This is a genomic window from Serratia sp. GW822-FHT06D09, assembly GCF_058799515.1.
Map to the genome: position 1 here is coordinate 99,463 of NZ_JBXALO010000012.1, position 24,584 is coordinate 124,046.

Consider the following 24,584-nt stretch of genomic DNA (forward strand, 5'->3'; position numbering starts at 1 on the left):
TTGCATGATGCAAGGGAGTCAAAAAGTGCCTGAGATCACAATTTTAGCTACGCCCCAATCCTCCTCCCCAGCTAATCCCCAGGCGGGATGATGCCTTCACTCTTTCTCCCCGGCACGATAACGCTAATTTGACCCACTTACTGGATAGAGAGTTCTTTATGTCCCAGCCTACGCTTAAAAAGGATGCTTTCCTGGCGGCACTGACCCGTCAGTGGCAAAAGTTTGGCCTCAGTTCTGCACAACAAATGACTCAGCACCAATGGTGGGAGGCAGTAAGCGCGGCGTTGGCCGAGCAGTTGGCTGCGCAGCCTGCACCGCGCAAAAGCAGTAAGCCGCTGCGCCACGTGAACTACATTTCGATGGAGTTTCTGATTGGTCGCCTGACGGCCAACAACCTGATTAACCTGGGCTGGTATGACACCGTCGAGCAGGCATTGGCGGAGCAGGACATCAAGCTGGCGGATCTGCTGGAGCAGGAAACCGATCCGGCGTTGGGCAATGGTGGGCTGGGGCGTTTGGCGGCCTGTTTCCTGGATTCGATGGCAACGGTGGAACAACCGGCCACCGGCTACGGGTTGAATTACCAATACGGGCTGTTCCGCCAGTCGTTTAGCGACGGCCAGCAGCAGGAAGCGCCGGATAACTGGCAGCGCGAAAGCTACCCGTGGTTCCGCCACAACGCCGCGCTGTCGGTGGATGTGGGCATCGGCGGGAAACTGGAGAAATTGGCCGATGGCCGTGAACTGTGGCGTCCGGCATTTACCCTGCGCGGCGAGGCCTGGGATCTGCCGGTATCGGGCTTCCGCAATGGCGTGACTCAACCGCTGCGCCTGTGGCAGGCGACGCATCAGCATCCGTTTAATCTGAGTGATTTCAACGACGGTAAATTCCTGCAGGCGGAGAAGCAGGGCGTTGAAGCGGCCAAGCTGACCAAGGTGCTGTATCCGAATGACAACCACCAGGCAGGCAAGCGCCTGCGCCTGATGCAACAATACTTCCAGTGCGCCTGTTCGGTGGCGGATATCCTGCGTAAGCACCATCTGGCAGGCCGCAAAATTGAAGATCTGCCGAAGTACGAAGTGATCCAGCTTAATGACACTCACCCGACCATCGCCATTCCGGAAATGCTGCGCATTCTGTTGGATGAGCATCAGTTGGAGTGGGATGCCGCCTGGGCCATCACCAGCAAGACCTTCGCCTACACCAACCATACCCTGATGCCGGAGGCGTTGGAGTGCTGGGATGAGAAACTGGTACGCAGCCTGCTGCCGCGCCACTTCTCCATCATCAAACAGATCAACGCCAACTTCAAAAAGCTGGTGGACAAGCACTGGCCGGGTGACGACGCGGTGTGGGCCAAGTTGGCAGTACACCATAACAAGCAGGTCCGCATGGCTAACCTGTGCGTGGTCAGCGGCTTTGCGGTCAACGGTGTGGCGCAATTGCACTCCGATCTGGTGGTGAAAGATCTGTTCCCGGAATATCACCAACTGTGGCCGAACAAATTCCACAACGTCACCAACGGCATCACGCCGCGCCGCTGGCTGAAGCAGTGTAACCCGGCGTTGTCTGGGCTGATTGACGAAACGCTGAAGGTAGAGTGGGCTAACGATCTTGACGCGCTGAAGGGGTTGGAGAAGTACGCCGATGACGCGGCGTTCCGTCAGCGTTATCAGCAAATCAAGCGCGATAATAAAGTCGTATTGGCCAATTACGTGCACGACGTCATGGGGTTGAAACTGAACCCGGACGCGATTTTCGACGTGCAGATCAAGCGCCTGCACGAATACAAACGCCAGCACCTTAACCTGCTGCATATCCTGTCGCTGTATCGTCAACTGCGCGATAACCCGCAGCTGGATATCGTGCCGCGCGTGTTCCTGTTCGGCGCCAAAGCGGCTCCGGGCTATTACCTGGCGAAAAACATCATTTATGCGATCAACCAGGCGGCGTCGAAGATCAACAACGATCCGCTGGTGAAGGATCGCCTGAAAGTGGCGTTTATTCCTGACTACCGCGTTTCCGTCGCTGAGCTGATGATCCCGGCCGCGGATATCTCCGAGCAGATCTCCACAGCCGGCAAAGAAGCTTCAGGGACCGGCAATATGAAGCTGGCGTTAAACGGCGCGCTGACCGTCGGCACGCTGGATGGCGCTAACGTGGAAATCGCCGAGAAGGTGGGCGAAGACAACATCTTTATCTTCGGTAATACCGTGGATCAGGTGAAGGCGCTGCTGGCGAAAGGCTACGATCCGCTCAGCTACCGCAAGAAAGACAAACATCTGAAAGCGATTCTGGACGAATTGGCGAGCGGTGCATTCAGCAACGGTGACAAGCATGCTTTCGACATGATGCTGCACAGCCTGCTGGAAGGCGGCGACCCTTATTTGGTGCTGGCGGACTTTGCTTCTTACTGTAAAGCTCAACAGCAGGTAGACGAACTCTATCGTGACCGTGATGAATGGACGCGTCGTACTATTCTTAACACCGCACGTGTTGGGATGTTCAGCTCGGATCGCTCGATCCGCGACTACCAGCAGCGTATCTGGCAAGCCAAGCGTTAAGGAGAGCGAATGGATCGCAAGGTCATCGATCAGGCGGCAGCTCAGGCGGGTATCGCTGCCGATTATATTAACGCCCATGGTCAACAGCAGGCGATCGCTGAAGACACCAAGCGCAGGCTGCTGGACGCCATGGGCCGAAGCGCATCACCGCAGGAGGCTGCGGTGACGCCGCTGCCGGCGGTGAAGGTGTTTTATCAGGGCGCGCCGGTGGCTTTGCCGCTGGCGGGCAGCGGAGAGTATCAGTGGACGCTGCTGCGCGAAGACGGCGGCCGGCAGCAAGGCCGCGCCAGCGCACGCAAAACGTTCACCCTGCCGGCTGAATTGCCAACGGGCTATCATCAACTGACGCTGACACAGGGTGAACAGCAGTGGCAGTGCCGGTTGATTGTGGCGCCGAAACGCTGCTTCGAACCGGATGCCTTGTTGACCGGCAAGAAGCTGTGGGGCGCTTGCGTCCAGCTTTACACTCTTCGCTCCGATCGCAACTGGGGCATCGGTGACTTTGGCGACTTGCGCCAGATGGTGGAGCAGGTCGGTGAACGGGGCGGCGCTTTTGTCGGGCTGAATCCGATTCACTCGCTGTACCCGGCTAACCCGGAAAGCGCCAGCCCGTATAGCCCGTCGTCGCGACGCTGGTTGAATGTCATCTATATTGACGTGAACGCGGTGGAAGATTTCCAGCGCAATGAAGCCGCCCAGCAATGGTGGCTGAAACCGGCAACGCAAAAAAAGTTGGCCGAGGCCCGTGCCAGCGATCGGGTGGATTACGGCAAGGTGACGCAGCTTAAGCTGGCGGCGTTGCAACTGGCATTCCCGCTGTTCCAGGCGCGTAAAGCCGCTGACTCTCAGCGTCAGGCATTCGAGCAGTTTGTTATCGACGGCGGCGAAAGTTTGTATCAGCAGGCGGCATTCGACGCGCTGCATGCTCATCTTGCGGCTGCGGATGACAGCCTGTGGGGCTGGCCGGTCTGGCCGGAAGAATATCAGCAGGGTGATAGCGCTGCGGTAAAGCAATTTTGTCAGCAGCAGCAAGAACAGGTGCAATTTTACCTGTGGCTGCAGTGGTTGGCTGCCAGTCAGTTCGCCGATTGTTTCCGCCAAAGTCAGCAACAGCAGATGCCGATTGGCCTGTATCGCGATCTGGCGGTCGGCGTGGCGGAAGGCGGCGCGGAAACCTGGTGCGAACGCGAGCTGTATTGCCTGAAGGCCTCGGTTGGCGCACCGCCGGACATTCTCGGGCCGCTGGGGCAAAACTGGGGGCTGCCGCCGATGGATCCGCATGTGATGGCGGCGCGCGGCTATCAGCCGTTTATCGATCTGCTACGCGCCAATATGACCAGCTGTGGTGCGCTGCGTATTGATCATGTGATGGCGTTACTGCGTTTATGGTGGATCCCTTACGGTGAAACCGCCGTTCACGGCGCCTACGTGAAATATCCGGTAGATGATCTGCTGGCGGTGCTGGCGCTGGAAAGTCAACGTCACCGCTGCATGGTGATTGGCGAGGACCTCGGTACCGTTCCGGTGGAAATCGTCGGCAAGCTGCGCGACAGCGGCGTTTATTCCTACAAGGTGCTGTACTTCGAACGCGACGGCGAGAACCACTTCCGCGCCCCGCAGGCCTATCCGGTTCAGGCGATGGCGACCATCACCACGCACGACCTGCCGACGCTGCGCGGCTATTGGCAAAGTGGCGATCTGAAGCTCGGCAACAAGCTGGGGCTGTATCCGGATGCGGAGATCCTGAAAGAGCTGTTCGCCGATCGCGAACGTGCCAAGCAGGGGCTACTGGATGGCTTACATCACTATGGCTGTGTGCCGCAGAAAGTGGGCAAAAAGGCGGCGTTGTTGAATATGAGCCCGCTGCTTAATCGTGGTTTGCAGCGCTATGTCGCCGACAGCGCCAGCGCCTTGCTGGGTCTGCAGCCGGAAGACTGGCTGGATATGGCGGATCCGGTCAATATTCCCGGCACCAGCGATCAGTACCCAAACTGGCGGCGAAAACTGACCAAAACGCTGGAAGAGATGTTTGCCGATCAGCAGGTCAATCGCCTGCTGAAGGATTTGGACAAGCGGCGTCGCAAGGTCTCGGTGGGGTAACAGAGAGCCATTGTGTATTAAAGACGGGGCATGAGAACTTAAGCTCTCATGCAAATGGTAGATACCCAAATTAATTGGAGTTGCAGCTAGGCGGCAAGTGCGAGCATCCCCAGGAGCTTACTCAGGTAAGTGACTGGGGTAAGTGCACGCAGCCAACAACGCTGCAACTTCAAGTAAGAAGGGTATCAGTAGTAAGAGTGCTCGCCGCGCTGGTGCTCGGTCAAATCGCGCACGCCTTTCAGTTCAGGGAACTTCTGCAGCAGCTCTTTCTCGATGCCTTCCTTCAGGGTCACATCGACCATTGAACAACCGTTACAACCGCCGCCAAACTGCAGGATAGCCAGGCTATCGTCGGTGATTTCCATCAGGGTCACACGGCCGCCGTGGCCAGCCAGCTGTGGATTGATCTGCGACTGCAGCACGTATTCAACACGCTCCATCAGCGGCGCATTGTCGTCTACCTTGCGCATTTTGGCGTTTGGCGCTTTCAGCGTCAGCTGCGAGCCCAGTTGGTCGGTGACGAAGTCGATTTCGGCATCTTCCAGATACGGTTTGCTCAGCTCGTCAATATAGGCGGACAGCTTTTCGAACTTCAGCTCGGTATCTGTCGCTTCAACGGCGTCCGGCGGGCAATAAGAGACACCGCATTCGGCCGTAGGCGTACCCGGGTTGATCACGAATACGCGGATTTGGGTGCCTTCCTCTTGGTTTGCCAGCAGTTTGGCAAAGTGTTCCTGTGCAGTATCTGTTATACGAATCATGGCGTTAGCTCGTTAGTTCAAATAGTTGACTTTAATACTAGGTTATAATACGCCCATTGCCCTGGTACTACAACGTGCGGCAAACGCACCAGATTTGGATCGATGCGGCTCCCTGCTGCTGCAACAACTTGGCGATTTCCATGACCGTACTGCCGGTTGTCACCACATCATCCAGCAGCGCGACGTGTCGGCCCGCCATGGCTTCATGGCAACGAAACGCACCACGCAAATTGCGCCGCCGCGCGCGGGCCGATAGCCGTTGCTGCGGAGCCGTTTTACGCACCCGGCTCAGGGCGGCGGGGCGGTAATCGCACCCTAACCAGTGGGCCAGCGGCCGCGCCAGCAGATCGCTCTGATTATAGCCGCGCCGCCAGCAACGTTTTGCCTGTAAGGGTACCGCTAAAATGATATCGGGTCTGTTCAGATATTGCTCTCGATGCGCCTGTTGCCAGTTCAGCAGGATTAGCCGCGCCAACAGCGGGGCCAGTTCCGGCGTGTGCTGAAACTTGAACTTTTTTATCAACTGGCGCAGCGGCGCGGCGTAGTCATTGACGAACACCAGCGCCTGCCAGGGGGGCGGCTGTTGCAGGCAGCGGCCACAGGGCAATCTGGCATCGCCGGCAGGCAGGCCGCAGCGCGGGCAGCACAAAGGTTTGGCGGGCATGTGACGCAGGCAGTAGCTGCAGATACCCTGACCATAAAGACGCAGCGACTGTCGGCATAGCCAACAGCGGCTCTGGATTGATAGCATAACCGTCCTCCCTGACGGATGAGAATGAAAGGACAATAACGGATGAGTGCGTTGTACTGGCAAACAATAGGTGAAGGCGATCGCGATCTTGTGCTGCTCCACGGCTGGGGGCTGAATGCCGAAGTGTGGCATTGCATGATTGAGCGGCTGACGCCGCATTTCCGCCTGCATCTGGTCGACCTGCCGGGCTATGGCCGTAGCCAGGGGTTTGGCCCTATGTCACTCGAACAGATGGCGGAAACCGTGATGGCCGCGGCACCGGCGCAGGCCTGGTGGCTGGGCTGGTCGCTGGGCGGGCTGGTGGCCAGCCAGATTGCGCTGTTGCAGCCGCAACGGGTGAGCGGGTTGATCACCGTGGCTTCATCACCCTGTTTTGCCGCTCAGGATGACTGGCCGGGGATCCGCTCGGAGGTGTTGAGCGGTTTCCAGCATCAGCTGGGGCAGGATTTTCAGCGTACCGTAGAGCGTTTTCTGGCATTGCAGACGCTGGGAACGGAAAGCGCGCGGCAAGATGCCCGCCTGCTGAAATCGGTGGTGCTTAACCAACCGATGCCAAGCGTTGAGGTATTAAACGGTGGGCTGGAAATACTGCGAACGGCCGATTTGCGCCAGCCACTGGCCAAGCTGCCGTTGCCGCTGTTGCGGGTTTACGGTTATCTGGACGGTTTGGTGCCGCGTAAGGTGGCAGAACTGCTTGATGCCAAGTGGCCAAACTCGCTATCAATCATCATTGCAAAAGCAGCTCATGCACCATTCATTTCCCACCCTGATGAATTTGCAGAAATTATTGGCACTTTTGTGGCAGAAAATGGGATCTGACCCAAAATCGCACAATAAAGCGCTAAAAAAAGAGCCGCTTAGTGGATAAAAAATAAACCTGTTCAATACTTAGGTGGGTAACTGCGTTGGCTGCACAATGAAAAAACGCGTGCGTATTTTCATTCGGCGTTTCGTCTCTGGGAAAACGGTCTCGTCAGGGAAAGCAACGAGGTCCGAAGATGTCACGGCAGCCAGTGTTATCGCGCATTTACTCTGGACGGCTTTCATAACAAATAAATTATCCCTTGAGAGGTATGGTAATGAAATCTTTGAAAATGATTGTTGCAGCGTTAGTTGTGGGTTCCGTGTCTTTCAGCACCCTGGCGGCAACCTTGCTGACCAAGGAAGATCTGGATAAGAATCCGGGTAAATATGAGAAGATCGGTACGGTAACTACCACCGCACAAACCACATCGCCGATGGATGCAAAAGAAGAACTGTCCAAACTGGCTGATGAAAAAGGCGGACAATATTACGTGATCCTGGCAGGCCGTGAGCACGGCAAGTTCAGTGCTATCGCCGAAGTGTACAAAGACAAGCAATAATCAAGAAGGGGGCGCGCCTCGTGCCGCGCCCCACCTCTCAGTGTTTTAACCGATATATCACCGTACTGCTGCACGCTTTGCCTTCCGGACAGCTTTTGCAGCTGCCGCTCAGGCAGGCGCTGTTATCCTGCTCGATACGCTCCACTTTCCCCATTGCGACCAAACGCTCCAGCATTGCCTGCACCAGCGGCAGCGGAGCCGCCAACTGACGGCTGAGCTGAAGCGCCTGTATGCTACCGTGCAGCGCCAATGCGTCGCGGATCTGCAGCAGGCCGGCCATTAGTGGCAGTTGCCCTTGGCGCCCTGACAGCAGGCTGCCGGGGTGGCGTTGCTCAGGCGTACCGTGACCCGACTACGTGCCCGGCGCAGGCCGAACAGAATCAGCAGATTGAATAACACCACGATGGCGATCGCCGCCAGGCTGTACTGCGGATGCTGGCTGAAGGTGGCAATCTGATAAAACAGCGTGGCCAGCGAGTAGGCGACGTTCAGCCCCCAGAGAATGGAGAAGGTCATCCAGCCGCGGCTGGATTCGCGGGCGATGGCCCCCATCACCGAGACGCAAGGGACGTACAGCAACACAAAGATCAGGTAGCTGTAGGCGGAAACCCCGGAGCCGAATTTGCTGCTCATAACGCCCATTGAGCCGACGTCCATTTCCCCATCGCCCTTGCTGGCCTCAATCGGGTTGGACAGTACGCTCAGGCTGAAGGTGTCTTTCAGCCCTTGCCAGGTGGTGTCCAATGCGCCACCCAGTTCATCCAGCAGGTTAAAGTTGGCGGCATCAAATTCGGTGCTGTTGATATGTTCGGCGGTGTACAGGGTATTTAGCGTACCGACCACCACTTCTTTCGCCATGGCTCCGGTCACCAGGCCGACGGTAGCCTGCCAGTTGTCACTGTGCACGCCCATCGGTTTCAGCAGCGGCGTCAATACTTTGGACACCGACGCCAGCGCCGAGTCATTAATGTTATCTACCGGCTTGCCGCTGAACGAAAAGCTGTTCAGGCCGCCAATAAAGATGCTGGCAACTACAATCACCTTACCGGCACGCAGCACAAAGCCTTTCAGGCGCTGCCAGGTTTGCAGCAGCAGGCTTTTCAGGTGTGGCACGTGGTAAACCGGCAACTCCATCACGAAGGGGGAAGCTTCACCGCGCATGATGGTGTACTTCAATACCAGACCGGTGAGGATTGCCACCACAATACCCAGCATATACAAAGAGAAAACCACACCTGCGCCGTCCTGGCCAAAGAAAGCAGCGGCAAACACGGCGAAGATCGCCAGCCGAGCCCCGCAGGACATGAAGGGCGCCATCATGATGGTAATCAGGCGTTCGCGCTGCGCATCCAGCGTACGTGCGCCCATGATCGAAGGCACGTTACAGCCGAAGCCGACGATCAGCGGCACGAAAGACTTGCCGGGCAACCCGAGCGCCTGCATCAGGCGGTCCATCACGAACGCCGCACGCGCCATATAGCCGGAGTCTTCGAGGAACGACAGGAACAGGTACATCATGCCGATTTGCGGCACCAGCGGCAGCACGGTGTTGATACCACCACCGACCCCCTGCGCCAGGAAAATGGTCAACCATTCAGGGAAGTGCAGGGTATAGCCCAGCCATTGAATACCCTGAATAAAGATTGCCGCCGACCCGATATCGAAGATCGGCTGCAGTGCGCCGCCGAGGTTAATGGCCAGCAGGAACATCAAATACATCACCAGCAGGAAGATGGGCACCCCTAACCAGCGGTTGAGGATCACTTTATCCAGCGCTTCGGTCAGACGGTTCGGCATGGCCTGTTGTGAATTGCTCACGGCATCGCACAGGGTGGCGATTGACTGATAACGCGCATCGGCAATCACCAGTGCAGGATCTTCCTGCTGTTGCCGCTGCAGCGCCTGTTTGGCCGCCGGCAGCAGGGCCGCCGCAGGGCCGGCAAGCTGGTGGCTGTAGATATCGCCTTCCAGCATCTGCAGCGCCAGCCAGCGACGTTGCTCGCTTGGCAGGGTCTGCGGCATGGCGTCGCTCAGCGTGGTCATTTCCTTGAGCAGCAGCGGCGGGTAGTTCACCAGCGCTTTTAATTCATTGAACTGATGGTTGTCGATCATCTGCTTCAGCACGCCAATACCGTCGGCTTTGGTGGACACCATCGGCACCACCGGACAGCCGAGACGCGCCGACAGTGCCGCGATATCGATATTAATTTTTTGGCTTTTGGCGATATCCAACATATTCAGCGCGACAATGCAGGGGATGCCCAGCTCCAGCAGTTGCAGCGTCAGGTATAGATTGCGTTCCAGATTGGAAGCATCGACCACGTTGATCAGCAGATCGGCGTCGCCGCTCAGAATGTAGTGGCAGGCAATTTGTTCGTCGAGTGAGGTTTGCTCCGAGATGGTGGTCAGGGAGTAGGTGCCGGGCAGATCGACCAGTTTGACCTGTGATTGCGGCGTGGTGAACAGGCCTTCTTTGCGTTCTACCGTCACGCCCGCCCAGTTACCGACCCGCTGGCGTGCCCCGGTCAGCTGGTTGAACAGCGTAGTTTTACCGGAGTTGGGGTTGCCTATTAAGCCAATAGTGAGTTTTTTCATAATTTAGCGTGATATCAGTCAATGGAAATTGGGCCAGGCAAGATGCATGGCCAAAGCAAGGCGGCTCAGGACTAGCCGTCGAGCAGGATCAGGGCCAGATCTTTCCTACGCAGCACCAGGCTGACGCGGCGGGTTTTTATTTCTATGGGGTCACCCAATGGCGCGACGCGTACCACTTCAAAAGACGAGCCCGGCAGCATGCCGAGGGATAAAAGTTTTTGGCGATAAGCCGGGCCGATTTCATTGGCGAAGCCGGCGATCTTATAAGACCGTTTAGGCAGAAGATGCATGTAACCTTCTCTAAGCCCAGGCTATTGGGCTGGTGATGATAAAAGAACGTTCCAATGGCAGTCCCGAGATAAAAACCACGGGCTGCCGACGCTTTCAATCCATGAGGCAATGCAGTGAACACGCAAAATAATAATAGTGAGAATAATTATCGTATTCAATACAAAAAATAGGGGTATTGGTAACCAAAGGTTGTGGCGATCACATTTAGAGAATGCAATTGCCTGACAGCGCTATTTTTATCACCCAGCCTGGTGGGGTGCAAATGCGAATGGTGAGTTAAATCAGTTACGTATTTGTAGTGAATTTTTCCGGTTTGAAAAAAGTAGTGACAGATTCGACAGCTTTGATTCGGTGACGTCAATATCGGTATTTATTAGGCAACATATTGCCTGCTGAATACGAGCGCTAAGCATTTGTGTTTCGCTGAGAAATACCGGAATGAGAATTTAATGTTAATAGAGATGTTAATAAATGACTATTTAGCGTGGCTTTCAGGCTTAAAACCGGAATTATCAGGGCTGTCGGCGGCAGCGAATAAAAATGCGGGTTTATTGAGGCGGGTCAAAAAATGATGAGGGTATTTAGCGGAAAAGGGAGGGGTTAACCCCCTCCCTGTGTCTCATGCGTTTTCTGCTGGCCGCCTGACTACGACTTTCTGCCAAAGGCCGCCGCCAGTGCGTCACCCATGGCGCTGTTGCCTGCCGAGGTGTTAGCGCCACGTGGTTTGGACTTATTGGCCTGCGGTCGCGAGGTGTTGTCCTTGGCCGGCGCTGAATTGCCACCGCGCCGTGGGGAACCTTCACCCGGTTGCTCGTCCAGACGCATGCTCAATGCAATGCGTTTACGTTGCAGGTCCACTTCCATCACCTTCACTTTGACGATGTCACCGGCTTTCACCACGGTGTGCGGATCTTCGACAAACTTGTCCGCCAGCGAGGAGATATGCACCAACCCATCCTGATGCACGCCGATATCAACAAAGGCACCGAAGTTGGTGACGTTGGTGACCGAACCTTCCAGGATCATCCCCGGCTGCAGATCGTTGAGGGTTTCCACCCCTTCGGCAAAGGTTGCGGTTTTGAATTCCGGACGCGGATCGCGGCCTGGCTTCTCCAGCTCCTTCAGGATGTCGGTCACCGTCGGCACACCGAACTTCTCGTCGGTAAAGTCGCTGGCCTTCAGGCTGCGCACCGCCGCCGGGTTGCCCATCAGATCCTGCAGAGCCTGCCGCGTTGCGGCCAGAATGCGTTCGACTACCGGGTAGGTTTCCGGGTGAACGGTCGAGGCGTCCAGTGGGTTGTCGCCGTGGTTGATACGCAAGAAGCCGGCACACTGTTCAAAGGCTTTCGGCCCCAAGCGACTGACTTTCAGCAGCTGTTCGCGGTTGCTGAAGCGGCCATTTTCGTCACGCCAGGTGACGATATTCTGCGCCATCATGCGCGTCAGGCCGGCTACGCGGGTTAGCAGCGGCACCGAGGCGGTATTCAGATCCACACCGACGGCGTTCACGCAGTCTTCGACCACGGAGTCGAGTTTTTTCGCCAGTTGGCTTTGGCTGACGTCATGCTGATACTGGCCGACGCCGATGGATTTCGGATCGATTTTGACCAGCTCGGCCAGCGGATCCTGCAGACGACGTGCGATGGATACCGCACCGCGCAGCGAGACGTCGAGGTTAGGGAATTCCAGCGCCGCCAGTTCGGAAGCGGAGTACACCGAAGCGCCGGCTTCGCTGACGATCACCTTTTGTGCTTTGACTTCGCTGAACTGCTGTTGCAGGTCGAGGTAAAAACGTTCGGTCTCGCGCGATGCGGTGCCGTTGCCGATGGCGACCAGCTCCACTTTATGCTTGATGCACAGTGCGGCGACGATGGCGGCGGCTTTAGCGGCCTGACCGGTGTGCGGGTATACGGTGTCGGTGGCGACCAGCTTGCCGGTAGCATCGACTACCGCCACTTTGACCCCGGTACGCAGGCCCGGATCCAGCCCCATGGTGGCGCGCATACCGGCCGGGGCCGCCATCAGCAGGTCATGCATGTTACGGGCAAAGACGTTGATCGCTTCGTCTTCCGCGCGTTCGCGCACCGTGCTCATCAGTTCGGTTTCCAGATGCAGCAGCACCTTGATACGCCAGGTCCAGTTGACCACCGCTTTGCGCCAGGCATCCGCCGGAGCATCATTCAGGCGCAGATCCAGGTGGCTGATGATGATCTGCTCCGCCTGGCTTTCGCGTGGGGCTTCTTCAAACTGCGGATCGGCATTCAGCGCCAGCTGCAGTACGCCTTCGTTACGGCCGCGGAACATGGCCAGCGCACGGTGCGATGGCACCTGGGCAATGGGTTCATGATGATCGAAATAGTCGCGGAACTTGGCCCCGGCTTCTTCCTTGCCTTCCACTACTTTGGACACCAGGTGCGCATGTTTCCACAGGTAGTTACGGACCTTGGCCAGTAATGCGGCGTCTTCGGCGAAGCGCTCCATCAGGATATAACGCGCGCCGTCGAGGGCGGCTTTTACGTCCGCTACGCCCTTGTCTGCATTAACGTAACCTTCGGCCAACTGTTCAGGTTGCTGCTGAGGATCCTGCCACAGCGTGTCCGCCAGAGGCTCCAGACCGGCTTCAATCGCGATCTGGCCACGAGTGCGGCGCTTCGGTTTGTAAGGCAGGTAGAGGTCTTCGAGTTCGGTTTTGCTTTGCGTGGCGGTGATCGCCGTCGCCAGCTGTTCGGTCAGTTTGCCCTGCTCGTCGATCGATTTAAGGATGGTCTGACGGCGGTCTTCCAGTTCACGCAGATAACCCAGGCGGGTTTCCAGCTGGCGCAGTTGGGTATCGTCCAGACCCCCGGTGACTTCCTTACGATAGCGTGCAATAAAGGGCACGGTATTACCTTCATCCAGCAGACGGATGGCGGAGTCAACTTGCTCCGGCCGGGCCTGCAGTTCTGTTGCAATAATGCGGCTCAGTGGGTCATTCATAAGTCTGGTATCTGTTGAGAACGGTTGGTAAACAGGGGGACAGTTATACGGATTGCGCGGGGAAAATGCCAGCGGAGCGGGCCGCCTCTCGACAGTCATAGCGCGTAAAGCGGCCTGTACTGCGGCGGCGGGCGGTCGCTCGGAAAAAACTGAAATCTTATTTTACGTACTCGATCTCATTCACGTACCACAGGGCATCGCCGACTGGCGTATTGACGGTGGCGGCATCACCCACTTCTTTTTTAAGCAGCGCGCGGGCCATGGGCGAATCGATGGAGATGTAGTCTCGGCGGCCAAAAATCTCGTCATAGCCGACGATGCGAAAGCGTTTAGTGTCGCCGTCCTCGTTTTCCACTACCACCCAGGCACCGAAAAACACTTTGCCTTCCTGCTGCGGGGAGTAATCGACAATCTTTAATTGCTCGAGGCATTTGGTCAGGTAGCGTACGCGGCGATCGATTTCCCGCAGCCGTTTTTTGTTGTACTGATAATCGGCATTTTCACTTCTGTCGCCGAGGCTGGCTGCCCAGGTCACTTTTTTGGTGACCTCTGGCCGATCTTCGCGCCAGAGAAAGTCTAATTCCTGCTTTAGCTTGTCGTAACCTTCGCGGGTTATCAGCTGCGTTCTCATCGTGGTTCCGCCTTTAGGGACATATCAAAGGGAAGGACGTCATTGCGTTGGCAAAGTGTCGCATAAACTCGCATCGGGCTGTAGGCTGCTGTTGCACAATCCAATGAGCGTTAATCATCGGCCACGCGCAAAATTGCCGGTGCTCGCGTTTCTTATCGCCCCGGCTGAGTTACACTGCCGAATCAGCCGTCGGGTATGCCGCCAGCCAAAAGACGCAGTGCTTCTAAATTTAACCTATGCGCATCGGGATTTTGGTGAATCGTCGCGGGCATTTTGATGAAAATTGTTGATAAATGGGCAAAAGAATAAGCTTTGTAACAATTTCGTCTAGAATATATACCATTAAACGCTGTCCGAAATGACAGGGTTTTTTAACAATATTCACGTCAGGCAATAAAGCCTTTGGGAGTAATACAATGCAAGAGAATCATAAGATTCTGGTCGTCGATGATGACATGCGCCTGCGTGCGCTTTTAGAGCGTTATTTAACCGAACAGGGTTTTCAGGTTCGCAGCGTAGCCAACGCTGAGCAAATGGATCGCTTGCTGACTCGTGAATCATTCCACCTGATGGTGCTTGACCTGATGTTGCCGGGCGAAGATGGTCTTTCCATCTGCCGCCGTCTGCGCAGCCAAAGCAACCCGATGCCGATCATTATGGTGACCGCCAAAGGTGAAGAAGTCGACCGTATCGTTGGCCTGGAAATCGGCGCTGACGATTACATCCCAAAACCCTTCAACCCACGTGAACTGCTGGCCCGCATCCGTGCGGTGTTGCGCCGTCAGGCCAATGAACTGCCGGGCGCTCCTTCACAGGAAGAGGCGGTGATCGCCTTTGGTAAATTCAAACTGAACCTCGGCACCCGCGAAATGTTCCGCGAAGACGAGCCTATGCCATTGACCAGCGGCGAATTCGCAGTGCTGAAGGCATTGGTCAGCCATCCACGCGAACCGCTTTCGCGCGACAAGCTGATGAACCTGGCCCGCGGCCGTGAATACAGCGCCATGGAACGCTCCATCGACGTGCAAATTTCTCGTTTGCGTCGCATGGTTGAGGAAGATCCTGCGCATCCACGCTACATCCAGACCGTTTGGGGTCTTGGCTACGTCTTCGTCCCGGACGGCAGCAAGGCATGAGACGATTGCGCTTTTCACCGCGTAGCTCGTTTGCCCGAACCCTGCTATTGATCGTCACCTTGCTGTTCGTCAGCCTGGTGACGACCTATCTGGTGGTGCTGAACTTCGCCATCCTGCCCAGCCTGCAGCAGTTCAATAAGGTGTTGGCCTACGAAGTTCGTATGCTGATGACCGACCGGCTGCAGCTGGAGGATGGTACTTTGCTGGAAGTACCGCCAGCGTTCCGTCGCGAAATCTATCGCGAACTGGGCATTTCTCTCTACACCAATTCTGCGGCGGAAGAGAGCGGTCTGCGCTGGGCGCAGCACTACCAATTCCTCAGCCAGCAAATGGCGCAGCAGCTCGGCGGGCCCACCGACGTGCGGGTGGAAGTAAACAAAAACTCACCGGTGGTGTGGCTGAAAACCTGGCTGCAACCGGATATCTGGGTACGTGTTCCGCTGACTGAAATTCACCAGGGCGATTTCTCGCCGCTGTTCCGCTATACCCTGGCGATTATGCTGTTGGCCATAGGTGGCGCCTGGCTGTTTATCCGTATTCAGAACCGCCCGCTGGTGGAGCTTGAGCATGCCGCTTTGCAGGTGGGCAAGGGCATCATTCCACCGCCGCTGCGTGAGTATGGCGCATCGGAAGTCCGTTCGGTAACGCGGGCCTTTAATCAGATGGCGTCGGGCGTCAAGCAGCTGGCGGACGACCGCACATTGCTGATGGCCGGGGTGAGCCACGACCTGCGTACGCCACTGACGCGTATCCGTCTGGCGACCGAGATGATGAGTGCCGAAGACGGCTACCTGGCGGAGTCGATCAATAAAGATATTGAAGAGTGCAACGACATCATTGAGCAGTTTATTGATTATCTGCGCACCGGCCAGGAGATGCAGACAGAAATCAGCGATTTGAATAGCATTCTTGGCGAAGTGGTGGCTGCCGAGAGTGGCTATGAGCGGGTGATTGAAACCGCTTTGGCGCCGGGCGAACTGATGATGAATGTGCATCCGTTGTCGATCAAGCGTGCGGCAGTGAATATGGTGGTGAATGCGGCGCGTTACGGCAACGGCTGGATCAAAGTCAGCAGCGGCCGTGAGCTGCAGCGCGGCTGGTTCCAGGTGGAAGACGACGGCCCGGGCATTAAACCGGAAGAGCTGAAGCATCTGTTGCAGCCATTTGTTCGTGGTGACAGCGCGCGCAGTACCAGCGGGACCGGGCTGGGCCTGGCTATCGTACAGCGTATAATCGATGGGCATCATGGCGCACTGGATATCGGCACCAGCGAACGCGGTGGGCTGTTGATTCGGGCTTATATTCCGTTACCGATGGAGAAAAAAGAGTCGGGCAATGGGCATCAGACCCCGAAGGACAGCGCGTAATCTTTTTGTCTGGGGGCCGCAGTTTGCGCCCCCGTCAGGACTTCCTGCTCATCACGTAGTATTCCGCTGCCTCTTCATGCAGACGCCGGCCCGTCGTGGCCTGCCAGGGATCGATTAACTCAATGCCGCAATGGATAAAGTTTTGGGTATTGCGCGTGGCCAGGGTGGCACCGTAATGCAGGCAGGTGGCGGCGATTTGGGTATCGACGATGCCCATTAACCGGCCCTGACGCTGATTTTTCTCCATAAGTTCCGCGTATTGCAGTGCGCAGAGTGTATCAAATGGCAGGGTTTGCTCATCAAATCTAATCTGCACTGCCTCCGCCAGCTTGTGTTTGAATTCGCGCTGCCGTTTCCCATCAGGCATACAGGCAACTCCACTGAACAACTCGGCGAGAACTATCGCACTCAGATAAAGCTCATCATTGTCTTTTTCATTCAGCCATCTGATGACGTTATAGTGCGGGTTGGGGCGCAACGTTTCTGAAACCACGTTGGTATCGAGAATAATCATAATTGGTCATCGTCGTCGTCAAAGGTGACAATACGCGGCGGCGTGGTATCGCGCGGTGGGATCTCCAGTTCAACCCCGCCCAACTCGGCAAAGTGTTGATGCATCCAGGTGCCTAACCCATAACGCGGCGGTTTTTTCACTAATGCCTGTTTCAAAATCATGCGAGCTTCCTCCTCCATGGAATGGCCATTTTTTGCTGCCGAGACGCGCAGCAACTCCTTTACTTCGTCGTCCAGATTTCTGACGGTTATGGTAGCCATTGAAACCTCCGTTGCTATCAATGATTGCACTGCATTATTATCTCGTTGCGCCGATCAAAAAAACAACCAATAAAAATAAAAAAAGGCGTGATATCCACGCCTTAGCTGAAGCTGTAAAAGGAAGCTATTACAGTTTTGGACCGGCGCTGACCAGCGCTGCACCCGCTGGAGTGTCGGTGTATTTGTCAAAGTTGGTGACAAAACGCTCGGCCAGATCCTGTGCCTTCTCTTGCCATTGCTCAATGCTGGCGTAAGTGGCGCGCGGATCCAGGATATCCGGGTTGACGCCCGGCAGTGAGGTTGGCATCGCCAGATCGAAGATCGGCAGGGTAATGGTTTCTGCCTTATCGATTTCACCGCTGAGGATCGCATCGATAATACCGCGAGTATCTTTGATCGAAATGCGTTTACCGGTGCCGTTCCAGCCGGTGTTGACCAGGTAGGCCTGGGCACCCGCAGCCTGCATGCGCTTCACCAGGACTTCTGCGTATTGCGTTGGGTGCAACGACAGGAAGGCTGCGCCGAAGCAGGCGGAGAAGGTTGGGGTCGGCTCGGTCACGCCGCGCTCGGTACCGGCCAGCTTGGCGGTAAAGCCGGACAGGAAGTGGTACTGGGTCTGGTTGGCGGTCAGGCGAGAAACCGGTGGCAACACGCCGAAGGCGTCCGCAGTCAGGAAAATCACCTTGGTGGCGTGGCCGGCCTTGGAAACCGGCTTGACGATATTCTGGATGTGATAGATCGGGTAGGAAACACGGGTGTTTTCGGTTTTCGAGCCGTCGTTGAAATCAATCGTACCGTCGGCCAGCACCGTGACGTTTTCCAGCAGCGCATCGCGTTTGATGGCGTGATAGATATCCGGCTCGGCTTCTTCGGACAGCTTGATGGTTTTGGCGTAGCAACCGCCTTCGAAGTTGAACACGCCGTCGTCATCCCAGCCGTGTTCGTCATCGCCAATCAGCTGGCGTTTTGGATCGGTGGACAGGGTGGTTTTGCCGGTGCCGGACAGGCCGAAGAACACCGCTACGTCACCTTTTTCACCCACGTTAGCCGAGCAGTGCATGGAAGCGATGCCTTTCAGCGGCAGCAGGTAGTTCATCATGGAGAACATACCCTTTTTCATTTCGCCGCCGTACCAGGTGCCGCCAATCAGCTGCATGCGTTCGGTCAGGTTGAAAGCGACAAAGTTTTCCGAGTTCAGGCCCTGTTGCTGCCAGTTCGGGTTAGTGCATTTGGCGCCGTTCATCACCACGAAGTCCGGTTCGAAATCCTGCAGTTCTTCTTCCGTCGGGCGAATGAACATGTTTTTGACGAAGTGCGCCTGCCAGGCAACCTCGGTGATAAAGCGGACTTTCAAGCGTGAGTCGGCGTTGGCGCCGCAGAAGGTATCCACCACAAACAGGCGTTTGCCGGAGAGCTGCGTGGTGACCAGCTGTTTCAGGTCAGCCCAAATTTCCGGACTGAGGGGTTTGTTGTCGTTTTTGCCTTTACCCTGATCGGCCCACCAGACGGTGTCGCGGGTGATGTCGTCACGGACGATGTACTTATCTTTCGGGGAACGGCCGGTAAAAATACCGGTGTCGACGGATACAGCACCCAGCTTGGTTACGACCCCACGCTCATAACCTTCCAGAGATGGGTCTGTTTCTTCCTTGAACAGCAAGTCATAACTCGGGTTGTGAACGATTTCGCCGACGTTATGAATCCCATAAGCGGCCAGATCCTGAGGGGTTATACCTTTAACACGCATGTCACTACTCCTTGGTCACAGAATTTCTGGCGCCAATTGTAGGGATTCAGCAGCGAGTAACCGCGATAGGTATCAAATATTTAACGTTTTAGTCGGTTTTTCGTTACGATCTGAGAGATAGCACACGGAAAAAAGCAAACGTGCAAACGCGGTGAATGAGCGGGCGCAGGGCGCGCCCGCCGATATGGGGTGCTACTTAGTGCAACTGATCGCTGTCACCGGTGTTACCAGTGTACAAGGCGGCGACGTCTACGGCGTCAAACACATAGTGATTGCCGCAGTAATCGCAGTGCATATCGATATTGCCATCCTGCTCCAGCATTTGGGCCACTTCGTCGGTTGGCAAGGTGACCAACGCATCAGCGCAGCGCTGACGTGAACAGGTACAACGGAAGATCACGTCCTGTGGTTCATACAGAGTGACTTCTTCCTGGTGATACAGGCGATACAGCACTTCATTGGCCGGCAGGCTGAACAGCTCTTCGCTTTTCACCGTGTTGGTCAGTTGTACCAAATGATCGAAATCATCGGCATTGCCGTCCTGTGCCGGCAGCACCTGCAGCAACATACCGCCCGCGGCCGGTTGGCCTTCGAACTCGCCGGTGCGAATGAACAGACGGGTTGGCAGCTGTTCGGACTGGCGGAAGTAAGCCTCAAGGCATTCGGCCAGCGTTTCGCCTTCCAGTGCCACTACGCCCTGATAGCGCTCGCCTTCGGTTGGCGCGATGGTGATCACCATGACGCCGTTGCCGATCAACTGATGCAGCGTGCTGTCATCGGCGATTTCGCTCTGTACGCGCGCTACGCCACGCATTTCCTGGCGGTTGTTGCCGTTAATCACGGCCAGCTTCAGCGGGCCGTCACCCTGCAATTGTACGGTGATATCGCCGTCGAACTTCAAGGTTGCGGTCAGCAGGCTGGTGGCTACCAGCAGTTCACCCAGCAGTTTTTTAACCGGCGCCGGATAATCATGGTTGTTCAGGACCTGCTGATAGGTTTCGCTGACGGTAACCAGCTCACCGCGCACCGCGTAGTTTTCAAACAGGTAACGGTGCAATTGGTCATGGTTAGACATAGTTTTCTCTCATTGCGGCGAGGGGTTATTCCTGCTCACCAAATTTAAATTTAATCAGGTCGCGCCGCTCTTTCTTGTCCGGACGGCGGTCCGGATGCGGCATGGTCAGCGCATTCATCTTGCGTGCGAGCGCCACTTTCTCTCGATTGGCGATGCTGGCTTCGGTTTCCTGATACATCTGCTGCGCCTCGTCGGCGCCGCGCCGTTGGCTGGCCAGAGCCAGAACGATCACCGTGCGCTCATCGTTACCCTGACGCAGCTTGATCTCGGCATTGAGCTCGACATTCTTGCTCGGCTTACCGCGCTGTCCGTTATAGTGCACCTTGCCGCCGTCGATCATGTCCCGCGCCAACGCGCGGGTTTTGTAGAAACGAGCCGCCCAAAGCCATTTATCCAGCCGGACCGCGTCGTCTCGTGTTTCCTTATCTTTCATTGCTCCCCCCTGGCTAACGCCGGTATCAACAGGCGGTAGTCGCGCATTGCCGGGTAGTGTCGAAAGGTTTTCTCCGCCATGCTGGAGTCCGGATTCTGCACGCCCAGGCAATAGCGAATACCGAAGGTGCGGGCAGCATCCAGAATAGGTTCACCGTCGTCGACGAACAGGGTGCGTTGCGGATCAAATCCGGTGTGTTGCTGCACGGCCTGCCACAAACGCTGATCTTCTTTCGGATAACCAAATGTGTGGGTAGAAAGTAATAAATCAAGGTGGTGATCCAAACCGGTATGCTCAATTTTTACCGCCAGGCTGTGCGGATGGGCGTTGGTCAACAGGATAGTCCGGTGACCTGCGGCTCGCAATGCCTGCAAAAAGGGCTCGGTATCCTCACGCAGGCGGGCTCGGCTGCCAACCTCAGTGGTCATGCGGTAAATATCAAGATCCAGTCGTTCGCTCCAGTAGTCGAAGCAGTACCAGTTCATGGTGTGCTGCACCGCCAGATATTCCTGGTGAATGATTTTACGCGCTTCGTCGAAGGGAATAGCACGCTGCTCGCTCAGGGCTTGTGGCACCAGGCTGAGCCAAAAGTGGCTGTCGAACTCCAGATCAAGCAGGGTGCCGTCCATATCCAGCAGCACGGTATCAATTTCACGCCAGTCAAACTCGGGAACCATGAAAACTCCATAGGCGAACCGTCGGGGGTCCGCAGGATAAGGGGAATAGCGTTAGCGTAGCATAAGCGGATGACAGGAAGCAGGCCGACGAACGACTCAGGGCATTGGCCGCAATGACATTGGGGAGAGCTGTGGGTTAAAGCAGCTTTCGTAATAGCGCTGGATATCGGCGGTTCGGTGCTGGTTGATGCGGCGGCGCTGCACCAGTCGCCAGGTGTTGTAGCCCAGAACGACGGCGACCGTCAGCAGCAGCAGGCTGGTACCGAGATAGCGCCACAGGGTGATGATATCCGGCTCGCTGTGCAGCGCAATATGGCGTGTACCATTGGCGTCGACGCTGATATTGGTGATCACGCCCTGAGCTTCAAACGGCGTATGCAGCAGCATGCTGGCCAGACGTTGCAGCTCATTCCATTGATCGAGCGCGTTGTACTCGTTTAAGGGGACCGCAGGCTGTGGGTGATTGACCAGCTGCTTGCCTTCATCGCTGCTGATCAGGAACCCGCCAGGTGGAGGGCTGTTGAGCGCGGCGGCAGCCTGTCGGGTTTCGCTGTAGACAAACGACGATGCGGCAACCTTGGTCAGGCTTTCCAGCGATTCGGCACTCACCGGGCGCAGCAACACGTTGACCCCCTGCAAAGCGCCCGACTTGGCGCGTTTTACCAGGGTAGCCCAGTTCTTGACGTTACCCAGGTTCACCAGGGCGTTTTTCAGCCGAACGCAGTCGTTGTCCGCCTGGCACAGATCCTGCGTTTTCAGCACGATATCGGAAAAATCGTCCAGCAGGATCATGCCGGATTTCTCAATCGCGCTGGCCAGCTGCGGGTTGAGTTTCTGATCGGTACCGTCGGGATGTAGCTGGGTATTGACCGTCGCCAGCAACGCTGAAGCTTTGTCGATGATATCGGATTCCGGCTGTGGCAGAGGGGCTGCGTTGTTCCAGTAAATGCCTGAGCAGTCGAAAGGCATAAAGCTGGAGGTGTGCGAACCGTTGACCGGTGGCGGCACATAACACATACCGTTGCCTTGAGCTTTCAGGGTATCACCGATGTGCAAGGTTGCGCCTTCGAGGGCCTGAACGTTGGTCACTTCAATTTTTTGCGCGCCCTGCAGCCAGGCCATGCTCAGCTTAAGCGGCAGGCTTAGCGGAATATAGGTCAGCAGCAGCACCAGCACCAAAAAAGAGCTGGCCATCAGCACCGCGTTTCTGCCCCACTGCTGCAACGGGAAGTTTTTCACCTCATCATGCAGAGAAAGGAAGCGTCCCTGGCGTAACACCTGGCGGTTAAGGTAGATATCCACGTCGGTGGTCTTGCCCAGATCCTGGGTGATATAAGGCTGCCAGTGCGGCGGATAAATCAGATCGATGATGCCGAGAGAGATATTGCTGATCTGTCCTTGATTAGATTCGCCAAACAGCCCCCAACGCTTGGGGGTGCCACGCAGGCAGTGCACTTCTTTCAGTTCGCGTGATGTCGGCCGACGGAACAGATTCCAGCAACCCCAGGCGATCATCAGCACGGCGACCAGGATCATCCAGGGGATAACCACCACCGGGCTTATCAGGCTGAAGAACAGCAGCAGCAGGGCGGCCGAGATAACGGCAGCTTCCTTGATGCCGTTCGGGCGAGTCAGCGCGTGTTCTTCCGGCGTTTCCTTGCGGATATTCACCAGCTCGACATGCTCACTCTCTTCCTTGCGAATGGAGGCATTTTGAATTGGGGGCGCTTTCACCACCGGCGGTTGCGGTCGATCGTGAATATGGTCTTTCAGCGAATGCCCGTTAAGGGAGATAACCAGCGGTAACGTCTGGGTTCTGATCACTTCCACATGGTTATCGGCGCTGATGTACTGTTCCCAGAACGGCGGCAGATGCACCTCTTCGGCGTCCAGATAATAGCGCCACTTGTTGGGTTCATCGCTGGCCAGCCCGTAGCGGGTAATGGCGTGGGTAATGGGGTAGACGTTGTCGCTTTGCGGGGTCAGCGCCAGCTTGGCGGAAGGCAATGAGCTGTTACCGGGCAACAGTTTGTTGCTCAGCTTATTTTGCTGGCCGAGATAATGCTCGACGGCGGCGCGCTCTTCGCCGGTCAGTTTACGGTGCGTGGGTTTGATAAAGGGCAACGCGCGCGTGAGCAGCGGCTGATTGCGGGCTTTAAACCAGAGATACAGGCCGGCGGCAATCAGGCAGGCAAGCACTAAGGCCAATATCAACACTATTGTGCTCATGCTATCCCCATCTTGGACCCGTGAACCTCACCAACCTGATGAATCGTGGCGCATTATACGCAGTCAAATCACCAAGAGACACCCTGAACAGTGACGGGAGGAAAGATTCTCCGCCGGGATCTCATTTATTGATAATAACTGCCCGTTTTATCGCCATGTCTTACCTGCGTGATGATAGCAATCGGGCTCTTCTATCGGTATCGGCATTATCTTATTTTAATGCACTCTTTTTTACCCGAGAAAGACAGAAAATCGGCAGGTGCTGGCTACAGTTGTTAAAAAAAAGTAAATTACTGCTTGTGCTCGTTGCGGCAAAGGTTCTCATTAACGCACAATGTGATCAAGATCGGTTTTGGTCAGCGTTTGAGCGCAAGTGAACTGCGCGTCACGCCAATCATTATTCTGGTTATCTGCGTCATCACGCCTGCTGTTGTGGCCTGCCGCCGGATAACTCATTTGAGGCAATCATGGATAAACACCTGCAAAAACCTAAAATTCTGAAAGTTGAAACGGTCGCACGTTCGCGTTTATTTAACGTTGAGTCCGTCGATCTGGAGTTCAGTAACGGTGTACGGCGGGTGTATGAGCGGATGCGGCCCTCGGACCGTGAGGCCGTGATGATTGTGCCGGTGATTGGCGATGACTTGCTGCTGATCCGTGAATATGCGGTGGGTACCGAATCTTATGAGCTGGGGTTCCCCAAGGGGTTGATCGATCCCGGTGAGGGGGTGTTGGAGGCGGCCAACCGTGAACTGATGGAAGAGGTGGGGTTTGGCGCCAAACGTTTTGATTTCCTCAGCAAGCTGACGATGGCCCCTTCGTACTTTTCCAGCAAAATGAATATCGTGCTGGCGCACGATCTCTACCCGCAGAGTCTGGAAGGGGATGAGCCGGAGCCCTTGCCGCAGGTACGCTGGCCGATTGCCGATATGATGGCGTTGCTGGCCGAACCGGATTTCCGTGAGGCGCGCAATGTCAGTGCGCTGTTCCTGACCGAGGCATTTTTACGCGGTTCACGTTAATCGTTGATTGCTAGTGACTAGTCCTGATATAGGTTGACACTTTTCAGCCGGATAACGCCCGATGAACCTCATCGGGCGTTTTATATTTTAG

General features: G+C 56.1%; 21 protein-coding genes. 7 read left to right on the forward strand and 14 right to left on the reverse strand.

Going from position 1 to position 24,584, the window contains the following annotated elements; genetic code table 11:
- Positions 1–158 precede the first annotated feature (158 nt).
- Both malP and malQ read left to right on the forward strand, forming a co-directional pair.
- Positions 159–2,564 carry a maltodextrin phosphorylase gene (malP, locus tag AC1RKG_RS22155; protein WP_493183721.1) on the forward strand — a complete coding sequence of 802 codons (2,406 nt, stop codon included), beginning with the start codon at positions 159–161 and terminating at the stop codon, positions 2,562–2,564.
- 9 nt (positions 2,565–2,573) lie between these two features.
- On the forward strand, positions 2,574–4,664 hold the full coding sequence (gene malQ / locus AC1RKG_RS22160) for a 4-alpha-glucanotransferase (protein ID WP_493183722.1): 2,091 nt from the start codon (positions 2,574–2,576) through the stop codon (positions 4,662–4,664).
- Positions 4,665–4,849: 185 nt separating this feature from the next.
- On the opposite strand, the gene nfuA is transcribed toward malQ, so the two are convergent.
- Positions 4,850–5,425, reverse strand: a complete 576-nt coding sequence (nfuA, locus tag AC1RKG_RS22165; protein ID WP_006328556.1) for a Fe-S biogenesis protein NfuA — start codon at positions 5,423–5,425, stop codon at positions 4,850–4,852.
- A gap of 67 nt (positions 5,426–5,492) precedes the next feature.
- Positions 5,493–6,176 carry a DNA utilization protein GntX gene (gntX, locus tag AC1RKG_RS22170; RefSeq protein ID WP_046372467.1) on the reverse strand — a complete coding sequence of 228 codons (684 nt, stop codon included), beginning with the start codon at positions 6,174–6,176 and terminating at the stop codon, positions 5,493–5,495.
- A 42-nt stretch (positions 6,177–6,218) separates the two neighbouring features.
- On the opposite strand from gntX, the gene bioH reads away from it, so the two are divergent.
- Together bioH and AC1RKG_RS22180 are read left to right on the forward strand one after the other, a co-directional pair.
- Complete coding sequence (bioH, locus tag AC1RKG_RS22175; protein ID WP_493183723.1) at positions 6,219–6,995, forward strand: pimeloyl-ACP methyl ester esterase BioH; 777 nt, start codon at positions 6,219–6,221, stop codon at positions 6,993–6,995.
- Between the two features lie 260 nt (positions 6,996–7,255).
- Positions 7,256–7,540 carry a YdgH/BhsA/McbA-like domain containing protein gene (locus tag AC1RKG_RS22180; RefSeq protein ID WP_046372469.1) on the forward strand — a complete coding sequence of 95 codons (285 nt, stop codon included), beginning with the start codon at positions 7,256–7,258 and terminating at the stop codon, positions 7,538–7,540.
- Between the two features lie 37 nt (positions 7,541–7,577).
- On the opposite strand, the gene AC1RKG_RS22185 is transcribed toward AC1RKG_RS22180, so the two are convergent.
- The 5 genes from AC1RKG_RS22185 to greB all read right to left on the reverse strand — a co-directional run bounded on the left by AC1RKG_RS22185 (position 7,578) and on the right by greB (position 14,033).
- A complete protein-coding gene (locus AC1RKG_RS22185; RefSeq protein ID WP_020837364.1) occupies positions 7,578–7,820 on the reverse strand; it encodes a FeoC-like transcriptional regulator in 243 nt (80 codons plus the stop codon).
- Positions 7,820–10,135: a Fe(2+) transporter permease subunit FeoB gene (gene feoB / locus AC1RKG_RS22190; protein WP_020837363.1), complete on the reverse strand. Its 2,316-nt coding sequence runs from the start codon at positions 10,133–10,135 to the stop codon at positions 7,820–7,822. The genes AC1RKG_RS22185 and feoB overlap by 1 nt, the downstream gene beginning before the upstream one ends.
- Positions 10,136–10,206: 71 nt before the next feature.
- Positions 10,207–10,425: a ferrous iron transporter A gene (gene feoA / locus AC1RKG_RS22195; RefSeq protein WP_020837362.1), complete on the reverse strand. Its 219-nt coding sequence runs from the start codon at positions 10,423–10,425 to the stop codon at positions 10,207–10,209.
- A 646-nt stretch (positions 10,426–11,071) separates the two neighbouring features.
- The gene (locus AC1RKG_RS22200) at positions 11,072–13,402 is read right to left on the reverse strand and encodes a Tex family protein (RefSeq protein WP_201895926.1); all 2,331 of its coding nucleotides are present in this window, start codon (positions 13,400–13,402) and stop codon (positions 11,072–11,074) included.
- Between the two features lie 157 nt (positions 13,403–13,559).
- Positions 13,560–14,033, reverse strand: a complete 474-nt coding sequence (gene greB, locus AC1RKG_RS22205) for a transcription elongation factor GreB (protein ID WP_020837359.1) — start codon at positions 14,031–14,033, stop codon at positions 13,560–13,562.
- 416 nt (positions 14,034–14,449) lie between these two features.
- Here greB and ompR point away from each other — a divergent pair, with 416 nt between their 5' ends.
- On the forward strand, positions 14,450–15,169 hold the full coding sequence (gene ompR / locus AC1RKG_RS22210; protein ID WP_004709363.1) for an osmolarity response regulator transcription factor OmpR: 720 nt from the start codon (positions 14,450–14,452) through the stop codon (positions 15,167–15,169).
- A complete protein-coding gene (gene envZ / locus AC1RKG_RS22215; RefSeq protein WP_142816250.1) occupies positions 15,166–16,536 on the forward strand; it encodes a two-component system sensor histidine kinase EnvZ in 1,371 nt (456 codons plus the stop codon). Before ompR ends, envZ begins: the two co-directional genes overlap by 4 nt.
- 34 nt (positions 16,537–16,570) lie before the next feature.
- Here envZ and AC1RKG_RS22220 read toward each other — a convergent pair whose 3' ends face one another.
- The 7 genes from AC1RKG_RS22220 to AC1RKG_RS22250 all read right to left on the reverse strand — a co-directional run bounded on the left by AC1RKG_RS22220 (position 16,571) and on the right by AC1RKG_RS22250 (position 23,471).
- The gene (locus tag AC1RKG_RS22220) at positions 16,571–17,050 is read right to left on the reverse strand and encodes a type II toxin-antitoxin system VapC family toxin (protein ID WP_046372473.1); all 480 of its coding nucleotides are present in this window, start codon (positions 17,048–17,050) and stop codon (positions 16,571–16,573) included.
- Positions 17,047–17,310 (reverse strand): FitA-like ribbon-helix-helix domain-containing protein, encoded by a 264-nt coding sequence (locus AC1RKG_RS22225; protein ID WP_142816252.1) that lies wholly within the window; start codon positions 17,308–17,310, stop codon positions 17,047–17,049. The genes AC1RKG_RS22220 and AC1RKG_RS22225 overlap by 4 nt, the downstream gene beginning before the upstream one ends.
- Before the next feature lie 127 nt (positions 17,311–17,437).
- Positions 17,438–19,057 carry a phosphoenolpyruvate carboxykinase (ATP) gene (pckA, locus tag AC1RKG_RS22230; RefSeq protein WP_020837351.1) on the reverse strand — a complete coding sequence of 540 codons (1,620 nt, stop codon included), beginning with the start codon at positions 19,055–19,057 and terminating at the stop codon, positions 17,438–17,440.
- Between the two features lie 196 nt (positions 19,058–19,253).
- On the reverse strand, positions 19,254–20,132 hold the full coding sequence (hslO, locus tag AC1RKG_RS22235) for an Hsp33 family molecular chaperone HslO (protein ID WP_020837350.1): 879 nt from the start codon (positions 20,130–20,132) through the stop codon (positions 19,254–19,256).
- 25 nt (positions 20,133–20,157) lie between these two features.
- The gene (gene hslR / locus AC1RKG_RS22240; protein WP_020837348.1) at positions 20,158–20,565 is read right to left on the reverse strand and encodes a ribosome-associated heat shock protein Hsp15; all 408 of its coding nucleotides are present in this window, start codon (positions 20,563–20,565) and stop codon (positions 20,158–20,160) included.
- Positions 20,562–21,242 carry a GMP/IMP nucleotidase gene (gene yrfG, locus AC1RKG_RS22245; RefSeq protein ID WP_187962019.1) on the reverse strand — a complete coding sequence of 227 codons (681 nt, stop codon included), beginning with the start codon at positions 21,240–21,242 and terminating at the stop codon, positions 20,562–20,564. Before yrfG ends, hslR begins: the two co-directional genes overlap by 4 nt.
- Positions 21,243–21,338: 96 nt before the next feature.
- Positions 21,339–23,471, reverse strand: coding sequence for an intracellular growth attenuator family protein (locus tag AC1RKG_RS22250; RefSeq protein WP_493183724.1), 2,133 nt, complete (start codon positions 23,469–23,471; stop codon positions 21,339–21,341).
- A gap of 467 nt (positions 23,472–23,938) precedes the next feature.
- Between AC1RKG_RS22250 and nudE the strand changes: the two genes are divergently transcribed.
- Positions 23,939–24,493, forward strand: coding sequence for an ADP compounds hydrolase NudE (gene nudE / locus AC1RKG_RS22255; protein WP_006319109.1), 555 nt, complete (start codon positions 23,939–23,941; stop codon positions 24,491–24,493).
- Positions 24,494–24,584: the final 91 nt, after the last annotated feature.

Excerpts from the sequence above, each read along its gene's own strand:
- ompR (WP_004709363.1), top strand. The coding sequence starts at position 14,450 with ATGCAAGAGAATCATAAGATTCTGGTCGTCGATGATGACATGCGCCTG.
- malP (WP_493183721.1), top strand. The coding sequence starts at position 159 with ATGTCCCAGCCTACGCTTAAAAAGGATGCTTTCCTGGCGGCACTGACC.
- AC1RKG_RS22180 (WP_046372469.1), top strand. The coding sequence starts at position 7,256 with ATGAAATCTTTGAAAATGATTGTTGCAGCGTTAGTTGTGGGTTCCGTG.
- hslR (WP_020837348.1), bottom strand. The coding sequence starts at position 20,565 with ATGAAAGATAAGGAAACACGAGACGACGCGGTCCGGCTGGATAAATGG.
- gntX (WP_046372467.1), bottom strand. The coding sequence starts at position 6,176 with ATGCTATCAATCCAGAGCCGCTGTTGGCTATGCCGACAGTCGCTGCGT.
- feoB (WP_020837363.1), bottom strand. The coding sequence starts at position 10,135 with ATGAAAAAACTCACTATTGGCTTAATAGGCAACCCCAACTCCGGTAAA.
- AC1RKG_RS22185 (WP_020837364.1), bottom strand. The coding sequence starts at position 7,820 with ATGGCCGGCCTGCTGCAGATCCGCGACGCATTGGCGCTGCACGGTAGC.
- feoA (WP_020837362.1), bottom strand. The coding sequence starts at position 10,425 with ATGCATCTTCTGCCTAAACGGTCTTATAAGATCGCCGGCTTCGCCAAT.
- nfuA (WP_006328556.1), bottom strand. The coding sequence starts at position 5,425 with ATGATTCGTATAACAGATACTGCACAGGAACACTTTGCCAAACTGCTG.
- AC1RKG_RS22200 (WP_201895926.1), bottom strand. The coding sequence starts at position 13,402 with ATGAATGACCCACTGAGCCGCATTATTGCAACAGAACTGCAGGCCCGG.
- envZ (WP_142816250.1), top strand. The coding sequence starts at position 15,166 with ATGAGACGATTGCGCTTTTCACCGCGTAGCTCGTTTGCCCGAACCCTG.
- nudE (WP_006319109.1), top strand. The coding sequence starts at position 23,939 with ATGGATAAACACCTGCAAAAACCTAAAATTCTGAAAGTTGAAACGGTC.
- malQ (WP_493183722.1), top strand. The coding sequence starts at position 2,574 with ATGGATCGCAAGGTCATCGATCAGGCGGCAGCTCAGGCGGGTATCGCT.
- hslO (WP_020837350.1), bottom strand. The coding sequence starts at position 20,132 with ATGTCTAACCATGACCAATTGCACCGTTACCTGTTTGAAAACTACGCG.
- AC1RKG_RS22250 (WP_493183724.1), bottom strand. The coding sequence starts at position 23,471 with ATGAGCACAATAGTGTTGATATTGGCCTTAGTGCTTGCCTGCCTGATT.
- AC1RKG_RS22220 (WP_046372473.1), bottom strand. The coding sequence starts at position 17,050 with ATGATTATTCTCGATACCAACGTGGTTTCAGAAACGTTGCGCCCCAAC.
- greB (WP_020837359.1), bottom strand. The coding sequence starts at position 14,033 with ATGAGAACGCAGCTGATAACCCGCGAAGGTTACGACAAGCTAAAGCAG.
- bioH (WP_493183723.1), top strand. The coding sequence starts at position 6,219 with ATGAGTGCGTTGTACTGGCAAACAATAGGTGAAGGCGATCGCGATCTT.
- yrfG (WP_187962019.1), bottom strand. The coding sequence starts at position 21,242 with ATGGTTCCCGAGTTTGACTGGCGTGAAATTGATACCGTGCTGCTGGAT.
- AC1RKG_RS22225 (WP_142816252.1), bottom strand. The coding sequence starts at position 17,310 with ATGGCTACCATAACCGTCAGAAATCTGGACGACGAAGTAAAGGAGTTG.
- pckA (WP_020837351.1), bottom strand. The coding sequence starts at position 19,057 with ATGCGTGTTAAAGGTATAACCCCTCAGGATCTGGCCGCTTATGGGATT.